This window comes from Mesorhizobium sp. M0051 (assembly GCF_040323235.1).
Classification (GTDB): domain Bacteria; phylum Pseudomonadota; class Alphaproteobacteria; order Rhizobiales; family Rhizobiaceae; genus Mesorhizobium.
In genome coordinates, this window is record NZ_JAMYUT010000053.1 from 1 (window position 1) to 20,377 (window position 20,377).

A 20,377-nucleotide genomic window follows, 5' to 3' on the forward strand; every position below is an offset into this window, starting at 1 on the left:
CGATCAACCGCATCCACCTGGTGAGTGCTTTCAATGCCCGCTTGACGCATTTCCACGAGAACAAAGGATGCCTACAGTTCGATAATTCCCAAGTTTAAGGCTTTTATAGCCGCGAGCATTCTACTAGACGTATCTAATTTTTGCTTTGCGTTTTTTATATGGAAATTAACAGTATTTACCGATATCCCTATAATCTGTCCTATTTCCCACGAAGTTTTCCCTCTCGCCGTCCACAGAATACACTCTATTTCTCTTGGGGAAAGGTTGGGGGCTTCCTCGCTGCCGCTCGAATTCGCGAATTTCGTGACCTTCAGATGAAAATGGGACGCGGCAAGTTGCAAGTAGGTGATTGTTTTATTTTGGAATTCGCGGTCCCAGGATTGAGCAAAACTCATGATCGCAAAGCTGCCATCAGGGCCATGCAATGGAATGCTAATGCCTGACCTTAAGCCGAACGCCGCGGCCTCGTCGAAGACGCGCCGTTCGTCTTCAGTCGTGCTTGTGTCATTGTAAACCTCGCTCCATCGAAAGGCTCCTGCCCGCTGTCGACCCGTCTTGATGATGGGGTCTATCTTGTCATAACCCTTTTCGAAATAGCGCTCCTGCCATTCATCAGGATAATTCAGCATGACCGCCGGATTACGTCGGACCGGCTTCAAAACTTTCTGGTCCGATGCAAGAAGGCCATAGGCGGTCCACGGACAATCAAAAATCAGAGCAAAATCAGATAACAGGTCGAACAACTGCTCAGATTGCGCAGCACCATCGGCCTGGTCGATAAATCGGCCGAACTCGACCGTAAACTCCCGCCTGGTTGCCTTCAGGAAATGCACCGACGGCTCCAAGGAAAACGGGTCGGACACTCGGTTGCCAGCGCTTGAAGTTGAGAGACCGCAGTTATAGGGGGGCGTTCCATGGTCACAGCTCCGCAGCCATTTGCGCTGGATCTTGTCACTGGTGCACATGCACAAAACTGCCGGGTGATAGGCTGCGAGTCTGGGCACCGTCATCGAGCGGCATAGAAACTCTATCGCATCCAGCACAAGACGTAACGTTAAAGTTGGTTAAGTATAGATTATCTTGTCTCTCGGAAGAGGTGCACCTTCTGAAATATATGTTACCTTTGTGGTGTTTTGACATCGGCTTGGTTGATCATATTGATCTCTGCACGACGCTCCTGACGCCTCGAGTGATACATCTCGTTTGCCTTTTTCACCGTCACGCCGCCCAAACACCGATGAACTGGCAAGCTTGTCAGACCCTCTCGTGAAAATGGCTCCCGGCAAGACGAGTAAGGTTCTTCTCGCAGGATGTCGGGGAGGATGTCAATGAGGCGCAGGCGAAGCTACTGTAATAACTTCGCAGCAAGCCTTGGAAGAAGAAGATCATCTCGCGCGACCGGTTATCATGGCACAGTGTCGTTTCCATCTCGATGACGGGCATGAGCTTCAATTATGGTCACATGGACCGTTCGCATGGTGCTGGGGTCGATCGCGGCTTCGGCGAAGCCGTGCCTCGGCCTGCCGATATCGCGCATACGCGAGCTCTGACTGACCGGGGGCAGTGCACCTAACTCAAACGCTCATTTGTTGGCCACGAGGATGCCAGATCTCGAGGTTCAAGGCTCGCCGACGGTATCCATTTATCCACTCCTTCAAATGCCTTGGTGCCGCTCGATGAGTTCTTTCACCCTCTGTTTGCGGTGCATCTCAGCGTGCGCCCAGCGCTCCCGTACGTCTCCGCATTTCAGCTGCAGGTCCTGAAATAGCGTTTTTGCTACAGAAACCTGGTCGTCGGTTGATCCTTTAGCGGGCCCGCCTCCGAATTGCAGAGCGTCCCTGCACTCTTCAAGACTCGCCGGCAACACATCAGCGAGTTGGTCGGCCAACTCGCTTCGGCGCTCCTCGGCGCAGCTATCCAGAGACGCGCGCCTGGCGATCTCGCCAACTAATGTATGGGCCCTTCTGAAAGGAACGCCTCGCGACGTCATTCGCTCGGCGGCGACAGCCGTCATCGATGAGCCGTCTTCCAGATTTTCACGCATCGACTGCACGTTGAACGACATGAACTTCACGATGAGCGACGTGAGGCTTATGGCCCGCTTCAGGGTATCTTCTGCAAGGCCTAGCGGAGAGCAACCGTAGTTGCTTACTTCGATCGAGTTGCTGAAAGGCGCTTTGCAGCTTGCCGTTGCCGCAGAAACGTAGGCCCCAACCACCGTGCTCGCCGACCCCTTGATGTGTTCAAGCAAAAAGGGGTTCTTCTTTTGGGGAAGCATGGAAGAGCCGCCGGCAAGATTGTGAGGAATGTCGACGAGGGCGAACTCCCGCGTCGTCCAAATTTGCAAGTCCTGGGCCACACGACTGAGCAAGATTGAAACGCCAGCGTAGACTGAAAGCCCTTGCAGGTGATGATCGCGGCTCGCGACCGCATCAAGTGAGTTGAACGACGGCCGTTCGAACCCCAGAAGACTTGCGGTTTTCAAGGGATCGATGGGAATACTGGTGCCTCCGCCCGCACCCGACCCCATAGGGCAATTGATGTCTTCCAGCAGGCAATGGAGGCGCTCGCGCTCGCGTCCCAGAGCGAAGAAGACGCCAAGCAGGTAGTGCCCTGGCGATCCAGGGAGTGCGATCTGGTACTGACTGTACAGCGGAGCCACAAGTTTTGATGCCTCTTCCGCTCGCTGAAGCAGTGCATCCTGTAGAATCCCTATTTCTTGCGAGGTGGAACATGCGGCTTCCCGAAGGAGCAGGAGAGAAATGGTCGCGTTCAAGTCGTTTCGGGATCTCGCAAGGTGCAGCCAGCCGGCTTTTTCCGGTCCAGCTCGGGCGGCAAGTTCCGCCTCATAGGCCAGATAGAGGCCACGCGGAGCATCGCGGCCCTCCAAAGACTGAAAGCCATCGTCCTGGAGGTCCAAGATATGCTTGAGGAGATCGGCAGCGGCGGCTTGGTTGATCAAGCCCTGGTCCGCCAGCATCACCAGATGTGCTTCGTCTATGGCCGCTTGGTATTGCAGAAGGCGACCATCACGCGTGATTTCGATAGGCGGAGCGAGCAACTTCATCGCTTCGGGATGTAGGTTCCACTTGCCCTCGCTCGACCCAGCGTCTTGCTTGTTGTCCGATTCGCCAGCAGCCGTCTCGATATCGATCACGATGGAATCGATCATCCTTTCAGCTGCCGCGGCGGCGGCATTGAGTTCATCAGCGACGCCTATGGCGTAGGCTACCCGGTCTCTAAAGTCGCCATTTAGTTGGATTTCCTCCCCCTCAGATTTCAGAAGGCCCGCCTCGGGCACTTTCGGGTCCGGATTTCGAGAAAAGCCCAAGCGTTTGAGTTTGCCGGATTTATGAACGACTTGGAAACGGATGGCTCCTGCCCTTGCGCTCGCGCCTGGAGGCGTGAATCCTTCTCCCGCGTAAAGTTTAATCACCATGTCAAGGATTGACGTGCCCAAGGTGTGCGAGAGCATGACTGGAATCATTCCTCCAGCCAGCCTGGGATTGACCTCAATGATGACAGGCCCCGACTCCGCTATTACGAACTCTACATGAGCCGGTCCGAACTCCAGGCCCAGCGCCGACACCGCTCGCGCAGCAAAAGAAGCCAATTCCTTGAGGGACGGCTCCGGAAGCGGGGCCGGGAAGTCGTGCCCTACCTCAACGAAGCAGGGAGCCGGCCCTTTGTGCTTGGCAAGAATTCCAAGGCAATGCAGCGCCCCATCGTACGCAATTATTTCTGCAGAGTATTCTTCACCCACTATGTATTGCTGGATGAGGATGTCGGGACTGGCCAGATCCACTTGATCGACCAATACGTCCTTTGCACTCTCAAACGCCTTGATGGCGGCTGCGGCACTATCGCATAACCGCACGCCGCTACTACCGCTTCCGGAGACCGGCTTCACGACGACTGGCAGAGTAGCTTGGGCGAGAATGTTCTCGACCTCTCTGACGGATATGGCCAACCGAGTTTCAGGGATCGCAATTGATTGTCGCTGTAACGCGGCCGCTTGCTTCCATTTGTTCCGGCATGTGGCTATAGCCTCCGGATTCGGTGCTGGTAACCCCATTGCCGTCGCGACACGTGACGCTGCTTCCACAAAGTAATCCGACGATGAATATATTCCTTCCAGCCTTCTTAATTTGGCGGCGACTCCGATGAGTTCATCCGAACTACGCGTTTCAGCTTCGATCACTTGAGCGACGAAGTCCTTAAGAAACGGATAGCGCGCAGGATTGCGCGTAACAAGATACGGCTCAAAGCCCAGGACTCGGGCCCGCTTCATCAATAGTTCGCCAGTGCCGGTCGTGTTGCTTTCCACGAAAAGGAAGCTACCTCGGTTCACCATGAAGCATTCTCCAGCACGTTTAGGACAGCCTCCCGGGTTCTCCGATTCCAACGATATCGGTTCCATGGTGGGAGAGCCGTCGAGGGATGATTTTCGGTTGCCGGTGTGTCCAGCAGAACACTTTCATTTAGACAAGCGTTCTGCTTGAGCCACTCGTGGTCGTATGCAGCTTCGACGTAGCGGTGGCCTTCATCAGGGCATATGACGACAACGGTCTCTCTTGGATACTGTCGAGCGCGCCAACGCCCAACGATGTAGCTCGCTCCCGAGGTCGGACCGGCGAAAACGGCGTGCCGCTCGTGGAGGGTTCGCGTTGCAGCAAATGCGAGCGGAGCCGAGATGAGATGCACCTCGTCATACAGTTCATGCTTCACGTTCTTGGGGACAAGGCTGTTCCCCAGCCCCCGCAGTTTCCGTTCGCCATCCTGTTGGCCAAAAATGACGCTATTGAAGGTGTCCACTCCAATCAGGCGCGCGCCAGGGGCTTTTTGGCGGAGGCCCTTTATCGTTCCGCAAGTAGAGCCGCCTGACCCCACAGAACCGACCAAAGTTACCTCGGCGTCCAACATCCCCGATATCTGATCGGCGAAGAGCTTATAGGCTGCCGGGTTGTCCGGTGTTTCGTATTGCCGGGGCCAGAAACAGGAGTGGCCCAACTGTCTCATTCTAGCGTGTAATGCGTCGAGGCGGCTTCTTTGATAGCCACCCTGCTTCGCCTTTTCAGTGATTATGAAGACTTCGGCTCCCAAGGAGTTCAACCTGTTTTCCAGACCTTTGTCCATCACTGGGTCCGTGAAGATTTCGAGCTGGAACCCACGTTCCCGGCAAACTACCGCCAAACCCAGCGCGAAGGTTCCGCTCGAGGTCTCGAGAACTTTCATGCCGTGCGTCAAAGTCCCTCGAGCCAGCGCCTGCGCAATGATGTACTTCGCAGGGAGAAGCTTCATGAAAGCGAACTGCGCAAGATAAAGATTTGTCTCACATCTAATAATGCTGGGGAGAGCATAGGCATCAGAATAGTCGGAGAATGGCAGGCGTTTGCGAACAGCGTCCATATTGTTTACCTCACCGGCAGCCAGTCATGGTCAGATATATTTTTGGCGAGCTGTCGAACGGCGATACATGGGCGAGCACCGACCGAAGCTTCTGTGGAAAGTCAGCCGCCATTCGATCAAGCAGAATTCCAATCATTGTGCCGCTGTGCGCGACTATGACCCCGAGAGCGTCAGTGGCCTCAGATGCTTTTAGCATCGAGTTCAGATGCTCCTTTGGAGCCCGCTCCTGATGCAGGAGCGCGCTGGCCGTAGCTATTCTGCCTATTGAGGCCGTGTCACCCTGTGGAATTGCCATCCGCGCGCGGTCGAGTAATTCGTGATATTCTGTTCTATTACTGGCCGAGATTTCACCTCGCCGTTGATCATAATCGACGGTTTCGACCGTCCCTCCTTCATCGATACCTACGATTGCAAGCGGCGGCATTTGCCCAAGGAAGGAGAGAAGGCTACATGCTCGCTGCTGATATGCGACCACGCCGGGGTACATCACCCCGTCGGATGGCTCGATCTTCGCCATTAACTTCTCAATCAACGATGTCCGGACTCTACGCTTGAAGCACCCGGCGATTGACCGTGCAGCCGCAACAAGATCCGCAGACGAACTCGCCAGCCCTTTGCCTTCTGGGAGTTCAGATTGCAAAAGGAGGATTCCTCCTGAGACGCCGAGCGCAATCACGAGATTCTCAGCCAGTCGTTTTGCTTTGACTTTATGTGACGGATAAACGGTTACGGATCGTGTGCCTGCAATCGGCATGAAGTGAGCTCGCGCAAAGAGCGCGATTGGCATCGTGACCAAGAAGTGAGGGTCCCGGGGAACGCAGCCGGCCGGCAGCTGACCTTGCAGCAACTCGCCGAATGTGCCGCAACAAAGAGCGTCGCTAGAATGAACCCTTGGCTGCTGCGCATCCTCGGCGATAATCTGGGTCGCATCCGCGCTATCGAACGTCTGGTGATACATGTATGAGCTCCAAACTTCATCGGCGGCCGCCTCGAGAAGTTCTCTGGTCGACATGCTCGCACCGCTTCCCAGAGGGCCGATAGGATGTATAGAATTTTGGACCGCCATATCACTTCCCCGTCAGGTACATCGAAGTGGGATTTGCTGGTACGAGACGAGACCCGATCATCCGAACAGGGCTCGCGTTTCAGTTGGGACACTTTCAAGTACCTAGGGCGCTAGGTGTCTGATTCAGACTTGGGGTGAACGTAGCATTGTTAGGGATTTTAGGTCGCAAAGGTTCTGTGAAATTACTTGTAGAATCTGTTGCACCCTTTGATTACCGGCGGCGTGGCATGGAGCGTCTCAGCGAATTTCGGTGGCTGTGACGTCGCCATTTTGCGCAGGGAGTGATCCTGCTTTGCGTGCGCTGATATGTGGCGAGACTGCAAGCCCCCTTTGCTTGGCGAACAACTCCTCAGCCTGGGCCGAAATGGTGTCCACTATCCGTGCCGGACCCTCACTTAGCCGCCCAGCACTCCTTCCGCAGCAAGATCAAGGTAACGAGCGCATGAACTTTCGCGTATGGCGAGGAAGTTGGCGGCGCACCCAGCAGCATGGCCGTGTGGCCGTTATAGCCTCATGCCTATCTCATCTTAGGTTTCAGAGGGCTGGCCAGGTCTGCTTGACACCTCATTCATTGGCAATGCGCCCATATACGCCTTAATCCGATCGGCGGACCGACTCCGGTATTTGATGCCAAAGTTGCTGACCCAGGAGGTAATCTTCAGTGCCGAAAACTGGCCGGTCTTTGGTTGGAACGGTGGCCGGCTTCATACCGGAATGATGGCCGGTGTTTGATCGGAATGGCGGCCGGCTTCACGTCGGAATCCGCATCCGATGCGTTGCTGCCCCTAAGCTGCATGCCAATGAAACGATTCCAAAGCTCACAGCGCTTCAGTAGTTTTGTAAAAACACAGCCCTCCCGTGGGGTCCAAGGAGCTCCCGGAAGTGTGAAGCCGACATCTGATCGGAACCTTGGCGGATCAGCTGTTCAATGATGTCAATCTGGACCGTCAAGGCGCTTCGTCTCAAACTGGAAGGCGCGTTCTCAGACCCCGCATCGAGGGACGAAACAGCAGACGGGGATCGAATAGCTACAATTATTGTCATCAAAAAAGACGACGCCGCACGCTGACACATGCGCGCTCGAATGCTCGCTGGAAAAATCCTTGACAGCCCCATTTATCCATAAGCGGAGTTGTTTAAGAAAATTGTGCAATATTCCATCTCCAAGTCGTGCCAGCGGGGTTGGACGGTGATTTAAGCCCGAGGATCCCAGCCCAGTGGTCATGCCGGCGACATGTGGTTCGTTGGCGGGATCGACGTATGTCCTAGTTCCGACCGCCTCGATGACCGCGTCACCGTCAGCGAGATGCTTTCCAAGCCTATTCCGGATTTTAGTCCGGCGCAGCCGCCCGCCTCGACCATGATGCGCCGACCTTCGGCCGGCTTGGCGGCCAGCTAGAGCGCGGCCTTAAATGCGGCGACAGCATTTTCGGTGAGCCTGATCATAGGACGACCTCCGCTGATGCGTTCGGAAGGTCTCAGGCATGGAACGTGCCAGAAAGGAAATTATCATTGAAGCAACGGGTTAGAAGATTTGTGTTCCTGTCGGGTATCCGACATTGACACGTCGTTGCCCTTTTGCCGGTAGGCTAATAGGGCAGTTCCGCACCGGAAACGGAGGCTAGCACCCAGTATTTACGGACTGTGGCGCGGAAAACGGCTCTTGCCATCTCCTCGCGGCGCGGATCTCGCTGAGCTGATCTGCGTTCAAGGCTCTGAACTTTCCATCTAATCGATAAGAGTTCACCCGTCCTGTGGATGCATTGCATCGAAACAATCGATTTTACGACGAGTAACGGACAGGAAAAGACGCCGCTTCGGAAGGCGACGCCTACGAGGAGGTCGCTCCCCGTCATGCGGAAGGTGGAGGCGGATCTGATGCCGACGGCACAAGACACTCGATGTAATCCGCGTATGGCCGGCAAGCAGGACTGCCTTTATCTCGGAAACCTGGAGGCAAAGCGCGACTGGGGCTCGGCGCGCGACTATGTCGAGGGCATGTGGCACATCCTGCAGCACCACGAGCCTGACGATTTTGTGCTCGCGACCGGCGAGACGCATTCGGTCCCGCAGCTTTGTCGAGGCTGCCTTCAGGCGGGTCGGGAAGGAGATCGTCTGGGAGGGCAATGGCGTCGACGAGGTGGGCCGCGAACGCAGGAGTAACCAGGCACTGATCCGAATAGACAAGCGTTATTTCCGTCAGACCGAGGTTGACCTGCTGATCGGCGACGCCTCTAAGGCGGCCACCAAGCTCGGTTGAAGCCAAAGACCACCTTCAATGAGCTCGTCTCGGAAATGGTCGAGGCCGACTGCCGCGCCTACGGGATCACGCTCGCTTGACGTGAAAAGATAATGATTTCGCAAGAGGGCAACCGCATTTGTGTCGCCGGCAACCGCGGCATTGGTGGGTCCGCACCAGTGCGCCGGCTGTCCGGCTTGCTCGAGGTGAAGATCCTCACGGTGGACAGTCGTGATCTCGACCTGACCGATCGCGCAGTGACGACCGCCTAGGCCATTTCATGGCTGCCGGCCCCCAGGGGAATCCCGGCTAACAACGAAGATCCGGTCGACTTCCTCCTAGGACAATCTCATTGTCGATCTCTCTACGATCACGGCCGCATTCGAGGCGGGCGTCAAGAAGTTCATGCTGCTCGGCTCGTCCTGCATTTACCCCAAATTTGCGGCACAACCGATCTGGGAAAGCACGCTGATGACCGGGCCGCTCGAGCCGACGAATCAGTGGTACGCGATCGCCAAGATTGCGGGAGTGATGCTGTGCGACGCTTATCCTCCCAATCCGCAAGCGGTTCGCGTTCGATGCTGTCTGATGTCCGACAATGTCGGATACGCAACGTAGCTGAGCCATATCTATCGCTTTCCCTCGAAACGAAACTCTCATTTGGCTTGGTACATGCGTGCTCGTCCGCAAACCCCGTCATGAGGAGAAATCGTCCCATGATCGCCTCCCGAAATATACCGCCGCCGCGGGTCTCCCGAACGCATCCAAAGATGACGCTCGACCAAGGCCTGGCAACATGAAGACGGTTGCTCATCCGGCTCGGCGCTGCCCGCCGATCCACCTTCTCCTACAAGACGGGAAGCAGCGCCTTCAAACTGAGGAACAAAATCACTTTGCCTCGAACCTTGCCTCTCGTCCCGCGACCACAACCGGAGCCATCGATGAAACTTCGGTCTGACTGGCTGCGCGGCACACTTTTCGTGAGCGGTGAGCAAGCCGCTCTTCGGCCAGGAGGCGATCGACCGCGTCCGCGCCCAGATCTTGTCCGGCATCATCGCCAATGAGCGCGACCTCAGGGCAATCGCCCAGCGCAAAGGGCTGCGCGCGATCTGCGGCACGCATCCTTATTCGAGGCCGAACGAAGGCGCCAAGCAGAGCCTCGCCGCCATCACGCATACGGATCTGAGCGCCGCTTGATCAGCACAAAGGAAATTCAGACATGCACCAACACACCGTCCGGGCGAGAGCTTTCGCCATGCCGCTGACCAGCCCGGCTCCCGGCCGGCCCATATCGCTTCCGAAACCGGGAGTATCTGATCATCACATATCGTACCGATCCACAGAAACTGCGCGACCTAGTGCCGGAGCCGCTTGAGGTGTGCGAGCCTCTCGTCAAATTCGAGTTCATTCGCCTCCCGGACTCTACGGGCTTCGGCGACTACACGGAAGGCGGACAGGTCATCCATGTCGCCTTCCGTGGCCGCAGGGCAGCTACACCCACTGCATGTTTCTCGATGACCATCCGCCGATAGCCGGCGGACGCGAATTGTGGGGCTTTCCCAAGACGCTCGCCAGCCCAACGCTCCGAACGGAGACGGATACCCTTGTTGGCACGCTGGACTACGGCCCCGCGCGCGTCTCGACGGGTACCATGGGCTACAAGCACCGAGCCGCCGATCTTGCGAGCGTGAAGGCCTCGCTCGCCGAACCGAACTTCCTCCTCAAAATCATCCCGCATATCGACGGCACGCCGCGCACTGTGAGCTCGTGGCATATCACCTGGAGGGCATCGATTTGAGGGGCGCCTGGACCGGCCCGGCAGCCCTGAACCTCTGGTCGCATGCGCTTGCCCCCGTCGCCGAACTGCCGGTGCTGAAAGTGGTCGGCCGTACATCTCGTCGCAGATCTCACGCTCGCGCTCGGGAAGGTCGTCCACGACTATCTCGCGGAACTCGATCCTCGCTATCGGAAAGGAAGAATTCATGAACTTTCAGAATGATATCCCATCGAACCAGCGCGACGACGGAGCCGCTGCGGGCTTCTCGACAAGGTGGCGGTGATCACCGGAGCCGCGAGCGGCATCGGCAAGGAGATTGCCTATTTTGCCCGTAGGTCGGCCTCCCCAAAGATGAAGCGCTCAACACCCTCAAAGAGGCCCGCGTCCTGAAACCCTTGCCTAGCAGAGACCGGGCAAAGGCCCAGTAGCCAGCGCTACCCAGCCGTAGGGGAAGGGGAGCCGCCAACCCGTGATTACGCTTTAGGCACGCAATAACGATAAGGGAAAAATCTGCGCGAAACGGTCGCACCGGTATTGACTTTAATTGACACACCCCGCGAACACTTGCATAAGCCGCATAGCGGTAGTTGCTGAGGGGCATGCCGCATCCAACTTTTTCCTAGGGGCGAGGTCTGATCTATGGCGGCACTGGCAAAATTCAGACCAGTTGATTCCGGCCAACACGGCAAGGACGAACTCCGCGAGATTGTCCGTGAGCGCTCCTTTCGATTCGGGCGCTACACGCTCTCGTCGGGCATAGAGAGCGACATCTATTTTAATATGAAGCCTACTATGATGGTGGCGCGAGGCGCGCAACTTGCCGCACTTGAGTTCCTAAAGATCGTTGAGCAAACGAAAGCAGAGTACGTCGGCGGCCTTGAAATGGGCGCGGTCCCCGTAATTGGATCAATGGCGGCTGTCAGCTCGGTCATGAACAAACCCATAAACACGATCTTCGTTCGCAAGGCTCCAAAGGCCCACGGCACAAGGGACGTGATTGAAGGCCTTGGCCCCAAAGAAGATCTCAAGGGAAAAGTCGTCCTGATCGTTGACGACGTTGCCACAAGCGGCAAGTCGATATTGAAGGCGATCGAAGAGGTTCGCCATGTCGGGGGCATTGTGAGTGACGCTGCTTGCCTCGTGGACCGCGACGAGGGAGCTACGGCGCTGCTAGCCCAACATGGCGTAACGCTGCATTCCGTGCTGTATGCGAGCGAATTTGTGGAACGCCACTGACAATCTCATACAACGTCTTTCCGGCGACCTAGCCTTAGAGGACATTCCGCCGATTTGCAGCGAGTGCAAGCGCCTCGCGACTGAGAGCGATTGCCCATGCCCATCCTCCCTGTTGTTGGTGCAACACATGCTCGGTACCGTTCACCAGCGGCTTGACGCCGTTGGCTACCTCTCTGAGCAAGGCGCCATAAGACTGAAGGCTTTTACCGATTATCTGGCGGCGGTCGTTCGCATAGCTTCAGAGACCGGCGACGCGGCACCGTGGATTGATCTAGCCAGCCGGTTTAGCGCTCTTTTCGGTCCCGATGAGGTTGCCCATTAGGGCTTATCGCGCTTTTGCTGGACGAGCAGCCTCGGCGGCAATGCGTCATGGTTCGCCGGCGGCATGCCGGCGCCATGGTGCGAGCGTAAAGGCGCCGAGCAGCCGGTGCTGGATCTCGGACGCGACGCCGCCGACTGGTGGGATGCAGCGTTGATGCACGGGGCCCTCGTGCCGCGTTCCAAGCACGGATGAGCTGCGTCCCCCATTCGGCGATGCTCGCGACCCCTCGGTGGCGTTTCATGCAAGCGGGCCCGAGCGAATTGCCATCGAGATAGAACCGATTAAGACATTCCGAGTGAACCCGGTTATCTTCGCGTTGGACGGCAGTTAACAGCCGGTCCCAGGTTTGCCGGGCCCGAACGAACTTGGAGCGCATCGCCGGCACGGCAGGACGGCGCAACCGCAATCTGTCGAGCGTCAGCCATTGCGGAATGTGTAGCCATAACCGTTGATCGCTGACGCACCGCCGAGATGCGCGTAGAGGACCCTCGATCCCTCTGGAAAGAAGCCTTTCTGGACGAGGTCGATCATTCCTTGCATCGATTTGCCCTCGTAGACGGGATCGTAATCATACCCTCGAGCCGCGCACACAGGCGGATGGCCTCCTTGGTTCCCTCAGACGGAATGCCATAATGGGGGTGCACAGCTCGAGCAACACCACGTCATCCTCGACGAGTTCGGTTCCGAGATCTACGAGCGTCGCTGTATGTTGGGCATGTGGCCTGTGCAGCGGCATCGAGGGCGGCCTCGCCGTCTGTAGATATCGACGAATTTAGGTCGTCGTCCCCTTCGTTGCGCAGCACATGGCGCTTCAAAAGGCTCGAATAGAACGACATCACTCGACTCGACCGAGATTTCCCCAAGGTCAGTCCTAACTTGCCCGCTCCGACAGGACCGTCGTGCCGATGGGGCTCGGATGTGACGCCCGGTGCCACCTTGCCGAATGAAAACCCCGTGCCGGCGCTTCCCGTTTCAAGCGTGGCCCTGCTTGATGCCGAAGGCACGGGTCTGCGCCGTTTGGGAAATCGCAAATTTCCGCATGACGAACCTATGTTGAAAGAGTGGTATCTTCGGCTGCCAACGCAACAGCCCTCCCGTGCAAGTTTGCGCAGAGGAACGGCAGCCCGACCTGTTGCAGCCCGAGCTGATGCCATGGAACTACTCGACCTCGACAACCCGGCCTGCTGCTGCCGATCCTGATCTACTGCGTCGACAAAAACGGGGGGCCGTCCTCGGCAAGCCCAGGCCGGGGCCCGAGACCGCGCACTTCATCGAGCACGAGGCGTACAGAGAAATCGCCCTCGTCATTCGTGCTGCGCCGTGCGCGACCTCGCCACCAAGCGCATCCCTCAAGCCATCCCGTCTCGACCGCCACCGCGCTTGCAATGACCGTCGTCGGCGCTACTTTGTTGGCGCCGATGGGCGGCTGGACGCCGATGACCGGCAAAAGCACGGCGCTGGTGGCGCTGGCGGCGGTGCTGGTGCTCGTCGGCTATCAGTTCATCATCATGGCGATGCGCTCGGGCGAAATCTCCTTCGTCGCGCCACTCCGCTATACGGCGCTGCTCTGGTCCATCCTGCTCGGCTTGATCGTCTTCGGCGACATGCCCGAGATGCCGATGATCGCCGGCGCCACCATCGTCGTCGGCTCCCGTCTTTATGCGCTCTATCGCGAGCGGGTGGTCGGCCGGCGAAGGATCATTGCCGAAAGCACCGGGCCGGCCATGGCGCCGGCAGCGGAGGCTGCGGATATGTCATCCGAAATCTATCGATCAACAGATACTCCCGGCCCACGGGTGCACAGAGACCGATGCGCAACTGTTCGCCGTCTTTATTGCGGTGGGCGGTCTGGAGCAGGACCTCTTCAAGACCGTCGTAGGGCCCTTGACAATATTACGTCGACTCTCCCCTTTGTATGTGCGTCGCACGCCGGTGTTGTGACAGTCGAAAACGTGGATATCGAGGTACCGCTCCAACCCCGCAGTTCCGGCTGACCCTCAAATCCTGCACGCCCAGCGCTGGCGCAACGCGCCGCATGCTGCCATGTTCCATGGCAGTCACGAGAACGTCAGGTTTCACAAAACAGATACCCCAACTATTTGCCGGTCAGTGGTTCAGGATCAACTGCTTCATCCGAACCGTTTGGCCGCACGCCCAAGCCGCCGCGATGGGCACCTCCGTTGCGCAACGGAGGTGCTGAAGCACGATGTGCCATTTGGATACGGTGCCTGCCGCTTTCTCAACCCGTTGATCGCGAACGTGCGGCAATTACTCCGAGCCGAACCAGATTACTGTGGCGAGATAGGCTGCAATCTGATCACTCCAACGCCGTTGTCGATGGTGATTTCGGTCCCAAATGGCTTCGAGAGCTTCTGGAGACGCTCCAGAATAGTTCTTCCCTGAGCCGCCGAAGCAAGCCGCGGGACACCCCGATTGGCAAACCTCTTTGAGAAACCGAGCTCGATCGGATAGAGCCGCAATTCAGCAAGCTGGTTCTGCTCAAATCGGCTGACGGTGACAACGCTCTCGAAGAAGACCGTGTCGACCGAGTCGCCGTTTGAGGCGATTGTCACCTCGGCATCCGTGTCGACTCGTGGGTCCTTACCGTAGACCTCGAACATGTCAGCCCCCACGGGCGACCGCAGGTCGTCCCAAAAGAAATTCCCCAAGCTATAAAAGATCGGCCGGCCCTTGTAGATCTCGATGCCGCGCAACTGATGCGGTCCGTGCCCGACATATGCGTCTGCTCCAGCATCGATGAGGTGATACGCAAACGACTGTTCGTAGTTAGCTGGCTCCTGGCTCCAATTCCCGGGCTGGTGACAGTGGCTAGCTGCGATGCAGAAATCGGAGAACTGCTTACCCCGGCGAATGTTTCGTAGAATGTCGGTGACATCGCGCGGGTTGGGCTCATAGCTGTAACCGACCTTGTCGCCCGTTTCATATGTCACACCTCCATGGTAGGGATCCGGAGTGAATTCGACGCGTTTTGGATCCTGGCGGCTTGGATCCGGAGCGGGCACCGCGTTGCGTAGCTGCTTCAAGCTCTCGAGCATCTCCGGCGAGACCACGATGCTAACAGCTAAACGAAGGGCGTTGAGTCCTGGTCTGCCTGGCGCTTCTCCAGCGGGATCGCACGCACGAGACATAGGGGTGTACCTTGCAGCAAATGACACCAACGCCACGCGACCGCGTGCGGTCTCCAGAAAGCGTGCGGCGCCGGCTTGTGCGAGATTCTCGCCCGCACCTGCATGAACGATACCGTTCTCATCGAGCAGTCGGCTCGTCTCGCGCATGCCTTCAAGGCCCCAGTCAAGGGTATGATTGTTCGCGCGACTGACAATGTTGAATCCCATCGCCTTCAGGTCTGGTCCGATCTCTGGTGGGCTGGCAAGATATGCACCGCCGTACTCGGCCTGCGGACTTCCCTTGAACGATCGGATATCGAAGATGTTGGCTTCCATGTTGCCGAACGTGACATCAGCCTCATGGAGAATCTTGACGATGTCGCTGAAGCCGCGATGATGGCCTTTGGTCAGTGACCGCGACACAATGAGGTCGCCGACTGCAACCATCGTGAAGCCGTCTGCAACGTTCGTCGCAATCGAACCGACCGTATCAAAGCCACCCTGACAGGCTGGATCATCGTCGGCTACGTGTGAATTACTTTCCATAACATTCTCCATATGCTGATAGTGTTGTTATTAGGCAGACAAGCCACTAGACAGTTCAGCGCTGAAATGTCCGACAAACTCATCATCACAGGCTGGACTGCATGCTTATCTTTGAGACGGGCAGGCTGTATTGATCCAGGTCTCACTAAGTCAGCGAATCAAGCTCATGGAGCAATGCAGCACCAGTACGAATTCCGCTATAGAAACAGCTGAGTTCCAAATTTTCGTTTGGTGCGTTGTTTGCTTTGTCGTGGTTTGCATAGGGCGTGACGAAGGCGGGAATTCCGAGAATTTTGGTGAACACATAGCCCGGCAGGCTGCCGAAGCCGGCTGGTCGCGTCGGGGATGATGTACTCGAGCTTGCGAAGCTTGTTTCCGCCAAACGCGAGACCGGAGTTGCAGTCCTCGCGTTTGGCGTAGATTTCCACCTTTCCTTCTAAGTGCTTGCCGAGGCGGTCGAGCTTCTCGATAGGCGTGGGTCCAAAGGTGAGCGGATAGCGTTCGAACTTTTCCAGCATGTTCTCTCCGACAACACGTGATCGAGTTGAAACCAGCTACGCACCGGTCATTCCAAGGGCGTGTTTGAGTTGAAGCGAGCTGCGTGCTCGGACGCTGCAGAAGAGCCCCATCATTATATCCAGCGCCTTGTCGTCGAGACCAAGCAACCCGCATGCCGGCGTGCTGCAATAGGCAACCCACGCCCATGGAACCGAAAACTGTATCTCCCGGATTAGAACGACCGGAATGCGGTCGCCCACCGACCATATCAAGCGCAGTATTACTTCTAAGTACCGCTCAATGTTCATAGTTGATCCAAAGTGTTGTTAACCTGACAACTGATCTTGTCACGGCGCCTCAAGGCAGCAGCAGCGATATGGCTAGCATTTTATTGAGCTGAGGCACATCTGAAGATTCATTCCTCACCTCATCATAGTTTGGCGGCTGGTATCCAACTTCCTTGCAATGACCGAAATGCTCAGCCCTTTGGCCAGATCTGCTGGCGCAGCTAGAGCGCCAGATCAGAAAGAGCACGCTTGCAAAATAGGCTACCTGGAGGAGCAGCAACCAAGCCACCGTTGTGACGACTACTGTGCGGATGGAGTAAGAAGCGAAGTAGACGGTCAGAGCGTTGCTGCACAGGACCAGCCACAGGAAGCAATAAAAGATTCTAAAGGGCAACGCCGTTCTCCTGGTTTGTCCGCCAGATCATGCAGCGACCTGGTCGGCCGCAATATGGGTCTGGCAGTTCTTCGGGCAGACGCGGGCGCAGGCTCCGCAGCCAATGCAGCGGCCGGCAAGATCGACGACCATAATCATGCGATTGAGCTCGCCATCGAAATCGTCGTCTTCGCCGTTGCAGACGCCCAGAATTTCACCCGCGTCATCGACGCCGTAAAGATGCATGACCTCGCGCGAGCAGACTTTGAAACAGCGGCCGCAGCCGATGCAGGTCGTGCCGTTTATAGCGGTGAGGTATTCCGGCACCCATCCGGAGCCGTCGCGGGTGGTGAATGTGCTCATCATCGTAACTTCTTCATTGTAGCGAGCTCTCTCTTGGCACCATCCAACTCAGCAAAAACCGCCGACGTTTCCTCGGCAACTTCCTCTATCTCCGTCCATTTTCGCGGGAGATTCTCTGCAAGGTCGCGCAATTTCATCTTGACAACTGCCGCGCGCAGCTGAAGCTTTCGGACTTTCTTCCCCATATCATCTAGCTTTGACATAAATCCTTCCTCGAAATCGGTTTCATCACGCCCGCGCCAGGTTGCGATAGGCTTCAGTGGCTGAGGTCGCATCGTCGACCAGTTTCGTACCGGCCTCCGCGAGTTGCCGGAACGTCTCGAAGCCGAACCGATGGACGTCTAGACAGAACGACGAGCTGCCCGACCGTGAAAAGCACGTGCCCGAAGGCCTTAAGGTTTTCATCTCCACGATTGGCGATGTCACCGGGCGGAAACGCTCCGCAATCGCAAGCCCGACGGCGGTGTAGAACATGTCGAGCCTCCACAATACGTCCGGATCGGGATAGCCCATGCCAGGGATCACACGGCGCTTTTTCCTGGTGACGATGAAGTCGACCAGCAGCGTGGCGTCCGATTTGCCTTCCCATAAACAGTAGGACTCCTGGGCACGGATCAGCCGCACGAGGCATCTGACAAAAGGCATGGCAAGGGCCGCCTCGTCCTCGTTGACAGCCGGGCTGACCGCGGCATCAGACATTTCGCCTTCTCCTCATTTCAGTCCTCTTCCTCGAAGCACGATGTCTGTTTTCGGGGACGCCTACTCCGGGCACACTTGCGCAGCCGACGTCCGGCTCGGGGCGGCCGATTCCACGCAATTGATGTCCCTGTGGTCGACCTTAAAGACGTCCTCGACTGCGAGGTCTTCCACCGCGGCCCTAATTCGCGTCGAACATCACTTCCGCCGCGATGCGGCCGCAGGTCATCGCAAGATACGAAGCTCGAACCTGCTGCAAACGATCCGCCCTGTGCTGCATGGGGCCTGCTTGCTGCGGCCAGGCCAGGGAAATGGATGAACCGGCCAGTAAACATTCCGACCGCCCCCCCTTCTTAAGTATTCTTCTCGCCCGGCCGCACTTTGGCACCTCCGGGAAGCTTGTTTTGCGGAACCGCACAGAGCGCGCCGTAACAAACCTTCCCGCCTCTGTAGTTGGCCAGGGCCTGCAGCAAATCCGGTAGAAGGTGCTCTTTCAGTTCCTCCGGGATAGGCTCCGGACGGTCCAGCGACTTCAGTGCCAGTTCGACCAACTCGATCGCGCGATCATTGTTGCCGTTCTCGTGATAGTATCGGGCGACCGCGGGATAGGACCGGAACTTAGGGCTGTCCCCTGGCGGGGGATTCAGCGCCAGGATGTGTTCGGACAGCTCCTTGCCCATCGCGAAGCGCTCAGCAGGGGGAAGGCGCGAATGGTCATTGGCCGGATGGAAAAGTTGGTCTAGCGCCGAAACCATCCAGTCCTCGGAGTTTTTGTCGATCGCGTCGCTAACCAATTGGCGCATCACGGGCAAGCCGGTCCACATGTCTTGAATTTTGTGAAGCAACAGATGCGCATGAGCCAGGCGGAAATTAATGTCGTCCGGCATCAAAGCGATGCCCTCTTCGATCGCCCAGAGCGCCGTCTTCCAATCTTCTAACTTCACCGCCGCCCAGAATCTGTCATCGATCGGCTGCTTCAACGCTTGTTCGCGCGCCATGGGTTCGCTTGTGGCGATCCGCTCCGTATCGGCGGCTTTAGCTTTATCGCTGATGCGCCAGCTGCCGTTGAGCACTTTCGGCAAAACCTCATCGAGTTGGCTGGGATGACCGACAAACGCGATGTGGCCGTCTCGGTCGACCACGAACGAGGTCGGAATCCCAACAGAAAAGCTGGGTTCCCTCCAAAGCTTTTTCATTTCACCTGTGTAGTCGAACGCGATCCGATAGTTCAGATTCGAGCACTTTTCGGTCAACCACGCGTCCAACTTGGTTCGAGCCTCAACGGCCGTTGGAGCGTCTTCATCAGCCGCGACGCAGACGACCTCAAGTCCGCCGCCCTTGTATTTTTCCTGGAGCCGCATCAGCTCGAGCATCTCCGCCACACATAGTTCGCACCAAGTTGCCCAAAATTCGACGATATAGACTTTGCCGGGCTGGAAGTTCGCAAGGGGCTCGCCACGCAGCCACTCCTTCACTTTGATCGAAGGAGCCGGTGACCCCATCTGCAATACCATGTTGCTCTCCAAAGCTGTTGCCAAAGGTTGCGTGACCTTATGCGCGAGCTTGTTGGCCCTTTGAGACGGGGCACGAGGGTTCAAGGAAGGGAGAGCATCGCTCGTCTTGCGCATCTGCGTGCAGTCAGCCTTCACTCAGTGTTGCTGAATCTCAATTCGCAAAGGCCGTGCCAACGCGCTCAGCGCGCAGTAAACGCTTGATTATACTTTGAAACACCTTCAAATGCAAAGATGGCCGGTTGTATTGAAGCCGACATGTTTTCAGCCGCTGTCAGGTTTTGGACAAGCATCACGCGCTTCGCGTCGGCAGAAAAGCGTGGCCACAGATGACTGAACAGGTATTCGGCCTGAGCGACGAGCAGATAGACATCATGACTGCGTTGGCTGCCGCCAGGCTCGTCGTCATCGTCCGCTCGCGTCACAAAATCTAGCTTGAGCTTCTTGCCGTTCCGGTCCGGAGGCGGTTGCGATCTCGCCATTTGCGATTGCAAGGGGCCGCCCCATCCGAGCGCGGCCTGTGCCCCTAGCCCGCCTTGCGATTGAATTCCTGGGCTGACGACACGGGAGTTTTCACGACCGAAGCCGTCCAGCTGTGGCTCGCCAAACAGCCATCGTCAGATCGACGGTTATGTCGTGGCGAAAAAAGTCATGCCGAGTGCCGGCATGTGCCGGCCGGTGAACTCTCCGGGCTCCTGCTTTGTGCCGGATATTTCTGTGTTCCCTGTGCTTAGGCGCTGCAGGGACTGCCTGGTGCGAATGTGAGCGATTTGACCAGCCCAAAGACCGCTCGGTCGCCACGCGGCTGGGGGCCGGACCGACTGAACCGCTGAAGATGCGGCCGTCCTCGCCGCTAGCCCGACTACCATCCCAGGCGGTGACAACGTGATTGATGTCATCGATTCCCGACGACTCCGGCAAAGCAC

At 57.2% G+C, this 20,377-nt stretch carries 15 protein-coding genes and 8 pseudogenes; 9 read left to right on the forward strand and 14 right to left on the reverse strand.

What is annotated here, in order from left to right:
• Positions 1 to 71: 71 nt before the first annotated feature.
• Positions 72 to 833: a LuxR family transcriptional regulator gene (locus tag NKJ90_RS31810; RefSeq protein ID WP_352487622.1), complete on the reverse strand. Its 762-nt coding sequence runs from the start codon at positions 831 to 833 to the stop codon at positions 72 to 74.
• 400 nt (positions 834 to 1,233) lie between these two features.
• Between NKJ90_RS31810 and NKJ90_RS31815 the strand changes: the two are divergent.
• A pseudogene (locus NKJ90_RS31815) lies at positions 1,234 to 1,468 on the forward strand (aspartate aminotransferase family protein); the annotation flags it as partial.
• Positions 1,469 to 1,654: 186 nt separating this feature from the next.
• On the opposite strand, the gene NKJ90_RS31820 reads toward NKJ90_RS31815, so the two are convergent.
• From NKJ90_RS31820 to NKJ90_RS31830, 3 genes are read right to left on the reverse strand one after another with little or no spacing between them, the layout of a single operon-like run.
• Positions 1,655 to 4,354, reverse strand: a complete 2,700-nt coding sequence (locus NKJ90_RS31820) for a lyase family protein (RefSeq protein ID WP_352487623.1) — start codon at positions 4,352 to 4,354, stop codon at positions 1,655 to 1,657.
• A complete protein-coding gene (locus NKJ90_RS31825; protein WP_352487624.1) occupies positions 4,348 to 5,409 on the reverse strand; it encodes a cysteine synthase family protein in 1,062 nt (353 codons plus the stop codon). Before NKJ90_RS31825 ends, NKJ90_RS31820 begins: the two co-directional genes overlap by 7 nt.
• Before the next feature lie 10 nt (positions 5,410 to 5,419).
• Positions 5,420 to 6,367 (reverse strand): GHMP family kinase ATP-binding protein, encoded by a 948-nt coding sequence (locus tag NKJ90_RS31830; protein WP_352487625.1) that lies wholly within the window; start codon positions 6,365 to 6,367, stop codon positions 5,420 to 5,422.
• A 2,028-nt stretch (positions 6,368 to 8,395) separates the two neighbouring features.
• Here NKJ90_RS31830 and NKJ90_RS31840 point away from each other — a divergent pair.
• The 7 genes and pseudogenes from NKJ90_RS31840 to NKJ90_RS31870 all read left to right on the forward strand — a co-directional run.
• Positions 8,396 to 8,815 (forward strand): annotated as a pseudogene (locus NKJ90_RS31840) (GDP-mannose 4,6-dehydratase); the annotation flags it as partial.
• A 12-nt stretch (positions 8,816 to 8,827) separates the two neighbouring features.
• Positions 8,828 to 8,986: a hypothetical protein gene (locus tag NKJ90_RS31845; RefSeq protein ID WP_352487626.1), complete on the forward strand. Its 159-nt coding sequence runs from the start codon at positions 8,828 to 8,830 to the stop codon at positions 8,984 to 8,986.
• A 133-nt stretch (positions 8,987 to 9,119) separates the two neighbouring features.
• Positions 9,120 to 9,332, forward strand: a complete 213-nt coding sequence (locus NKJ90_RS31850) for an NAD-dependent epimerase/dehydratase family protein (RefSeq protein ID WP_352487627.1) — start codon at positions 9,120 to 9,122, stop codon at positions 9,330 to 9,332.
• 369 nt (positions 9,333 to 9,701) lie between these two features.
• Positions 9,702 to 9,911 carry a hypothetical protein gene (locus tag NKJ90_RS31855; RefSeq protein ID WP_352487628.1) on the forward strand — a complete coding sequence of 70 codons (210 nt, stop codon included), beginning with the start codon at positions 9,702 to 9,704 and terminating at the stop codon, positions 9,909 to 9,911.
• 22 nt (positions 9,912 to 9,933) lie between these two features.
• Positions 9,934 to 10,713, forward strand: a pseudogene (locus NKJ90_RS31860) (acetoacetate decarboxylase).
• A 417-nt stretch (positions 10,714 to 11,130) separates the two neighbouring features.
• On the forward strand, positions 11,131 to 11,727 hold the full coding sequence (gene pyrE, locus NKJ90_RS31865; protein WP_352487629.1) for an orotate phosphoribosyltransferase: 597 nt from the start codon (positions 11,131 to 11,133) through the stop codon (positions 11,725 to 11,727).
• Positions 11,728 to 12,076: 349 nt separating this feature from the next.
• Positions 12,077 to 12,202 (forward strand): annotated as a pseudogene (locus NKJ90_RS31870) (glycine oxidase); the annotation flags it as partial.
• 264 nt (positions 12,203 to 12,466) lie between these two features.
• Here NKJ90_RS31870 and NKJ90_RS31875 read toward each other — a convergent pair.
• Positions 12,467 to 12,764, reverse strand: a pseudogene (locus NKJ90_RS31875) (1-aminocyclopropane-1-carboxylate deaminase); the annotation flags it as partial.
• Positions 12,765 to 13,357: 593 nt separating this feature from the next.
• Between NKJ90_RS31875 and NKJ90_RS31880 the strand changes: the two are divergent.
• A pseudogene (locus tag NKJ90_RS31880) lies at positions 13,358 to 13,782 on the forward strand (EamA family transporter); the annotation flags it as partial.
• A 555-nt stretch (positions 13,783 to 14,337) separates the two neighbouring features.
• On the opposite strand, the gene NKJ90_RS31885 reads toward NKJ90_RS31880, so the two are convergent.
• From NKJ90_RS31885 to NKJ90_RS31925, 9 genes and pseudogenes are all read right to left on the reverse strand, one after another.
• A complete protein-coding gene (locus NKJ90_RS31885; protein ID WP_352487630.1) occupies positions 14,338 to 15,723 on the reverse strand; it encodes a CapA family protein in 1,386 nt (461 codons plus the stop codon).
• A gap of 145 nt (positions 15,724 to 15,868) precedes the next feature.
• Positions 15,869 to 16,057, reverse strand: a pseudogene (locus tag NKJ90_RS31890) (M20/M25/M40 family metallo-hydrolase); the annotation flags it as partial.
• Between the two features lies 1 nt (position 16,058).
• Positions 16,059 to 16,241: pseudogene (locus NKJ90_RS31895) on the reverse strand (1-aminocyclopropane-1-carboxylate deaminase); the annotation flags it as partial.
• A 337-nt stretch (positions 16,242 to 16,578) separates the two neighbouring features.
• Complete coding sequence (locus tag NKJ90_RS31900) at positions 16,579 to 16,902, reverse strand: exopolysaccharide production repressor protein (RefSeq protein ID WP_352487631.1); 324 nt, start codon at positions 16,900 to 16,902, stop codon at positions 16,579 to 16,581.
• 27 nt (positions 16,903 to 16,929) lie between these two features.
• Positions 16,930 to 17,247 carry a ferredoxin III, nif-specific gene (fdxB, locus tag NKJ90_RS31905; protein WP_352487632.1) on the reverse strand — a complete coding sequence of 106 codons (318 nt, stop codon included), beginning with the start codon at positions 17,245 to 17,247 and terminating at the stop codon, positions 16,930 to 16,932.
• A complete protein-coding gene (locus NKJ90_RS31910) occupies positions 17,244 to 17,447 on the reverse strand; it encodes a CCE_0567 family metalloprotein (protein ID WP_352487633.1) in 204 nt (67 codons plus the stop codon). The genes fdxB and NKJ90_RS31910 overlap by 4 nt, the downstream gene beginning before the upstream one ends.
• A 25-nt stretch (positions 17,448 to 17,472) precedes the next feature.
• On the reverse strand, positions 17,473 to 17,943 hold the full coding sequence (locus NKJ90_RS31915) for a DUF269 domain-containing protein (protein ID WP_352487634.1): 471 nt from the start codon (positions 17,941 to 17,943) through the stop codon (positions 17,473 to 17,475).
• Positions 17,944 to 18,293: 350 nt separating this feature from the next.
• The gene (locus NKJ90_RS31920) at positions 18,294 to 19,454 is read right to left on the reverse strand and encodes a TlpA disulfide reductase family protein (protein ID WP_352487635.1); all 1,161 of its coding nucleotides are present in this window, start codon (positions 19,452 to 19,454) and stop codon (positions 18,294 to 18,296) included.
• Between the two features lie 179 nt (positions 19,455 to 19,633).
• Positions 19,634 to 19,945 carry a hypothetical protein gene (locus NKJ90_RS31925; protein WP_352487636.1) on the reverse strand — a complete coding sequence of 104 codons (312 nt, stop codon included), beginning with the start codon at positions 19,943 to 19,945 and terminating at the stop codon, positions 19,634 to 19,636.
• Positions 19,946 to 20,377 lie beyond the last annotated feature (432 nt).

What these genes read in the sequence shown, in the direction of transcription:
- NKJ90_RS31830 (WP_352487625.1), bottom strand. Translation starts at nt 6,367, where the DNA reads ATGTATCACCAGACGTTCGATAGCGCGGATGCGACCCAGATTATCGCC.
- NKJ90_RS31850 (WP_352487627.1), top strand. Translation starts at nt 9,120, where the DNA reads ATGCTGCTCGGCTCGTCCTGCATTTACCCCAAATTTGCGGCACAACCG.
- NKJ90_RS31845 (WP_352487626.1), top strand. Translation starts at nt 8,828, where the DNA reads ATGATTTCGCAAGAGGGCAACCGCATTTGTGTCGCCGGCAACCGCGGC.
- NKJ90_RS31825 (WP_352487624.1), bottom strand. Translation starts at nt 5,409, where the DNA reads ATGGACGCTGTTCGCAAACGCCTGCCATTCTCCGACTATTCTGATGCC.
- fdxB (WP_352487632.1), bottom strand. Translation starts at nt 17,247, where the DNA reads ATGATGAGCACATTCACCACCCGCGACGGCTCCGGATGGGTGCCGGAA.
- NKJ90_RS31920 (WP_352487635.1), bottom strand. Translation starts at nt 19,454, where the DNA reads ATGGTATTGCAGATGGGGTCACCGGCTCCTTCGATCAAAGTGAAGGAG.
- NKJ90_RS31820 (WP_352487623.1), bottom strand. Translation starts at nt 4,354, where the DNA reads ATGGTGAACCGAGGTAGCTTCCTTTTCGTGGAAAGCAACACGACCGGC.
- pyrE (WP_352487629.1), top strand. Translation starts at nt 11,131, where the DNA reads ATGGCGGCACTGGCAAAATTCAGACCAGTTGATTCCGGCCAACACGGC.
- NKJ90_RS31910 (WP_352487633.1), bottom strand. Translation starts at nt 17,447, where the DNA reads ATGTCAAAGCTAGATGATATGGGGAAGAAAGTCCGAAAGCTTCAGCTG.
- NKJ90_RS31885 (WP_352487630.1), bottom strand. Translation starts at nt 15,723, where the DNA reads ATGGAAAGTAATTCACACGTAGCCGACGATGATCCAGCCTGTCAGGGT.
- NKJ90_RS31915 (WP_352487634.1), bottom strand. Translation starts at nt 17,943, where the DNA reads ATGTCTGATGCCGCGGTCAGCCCGGCTGTCAACGAGGACGAGGCGGCC.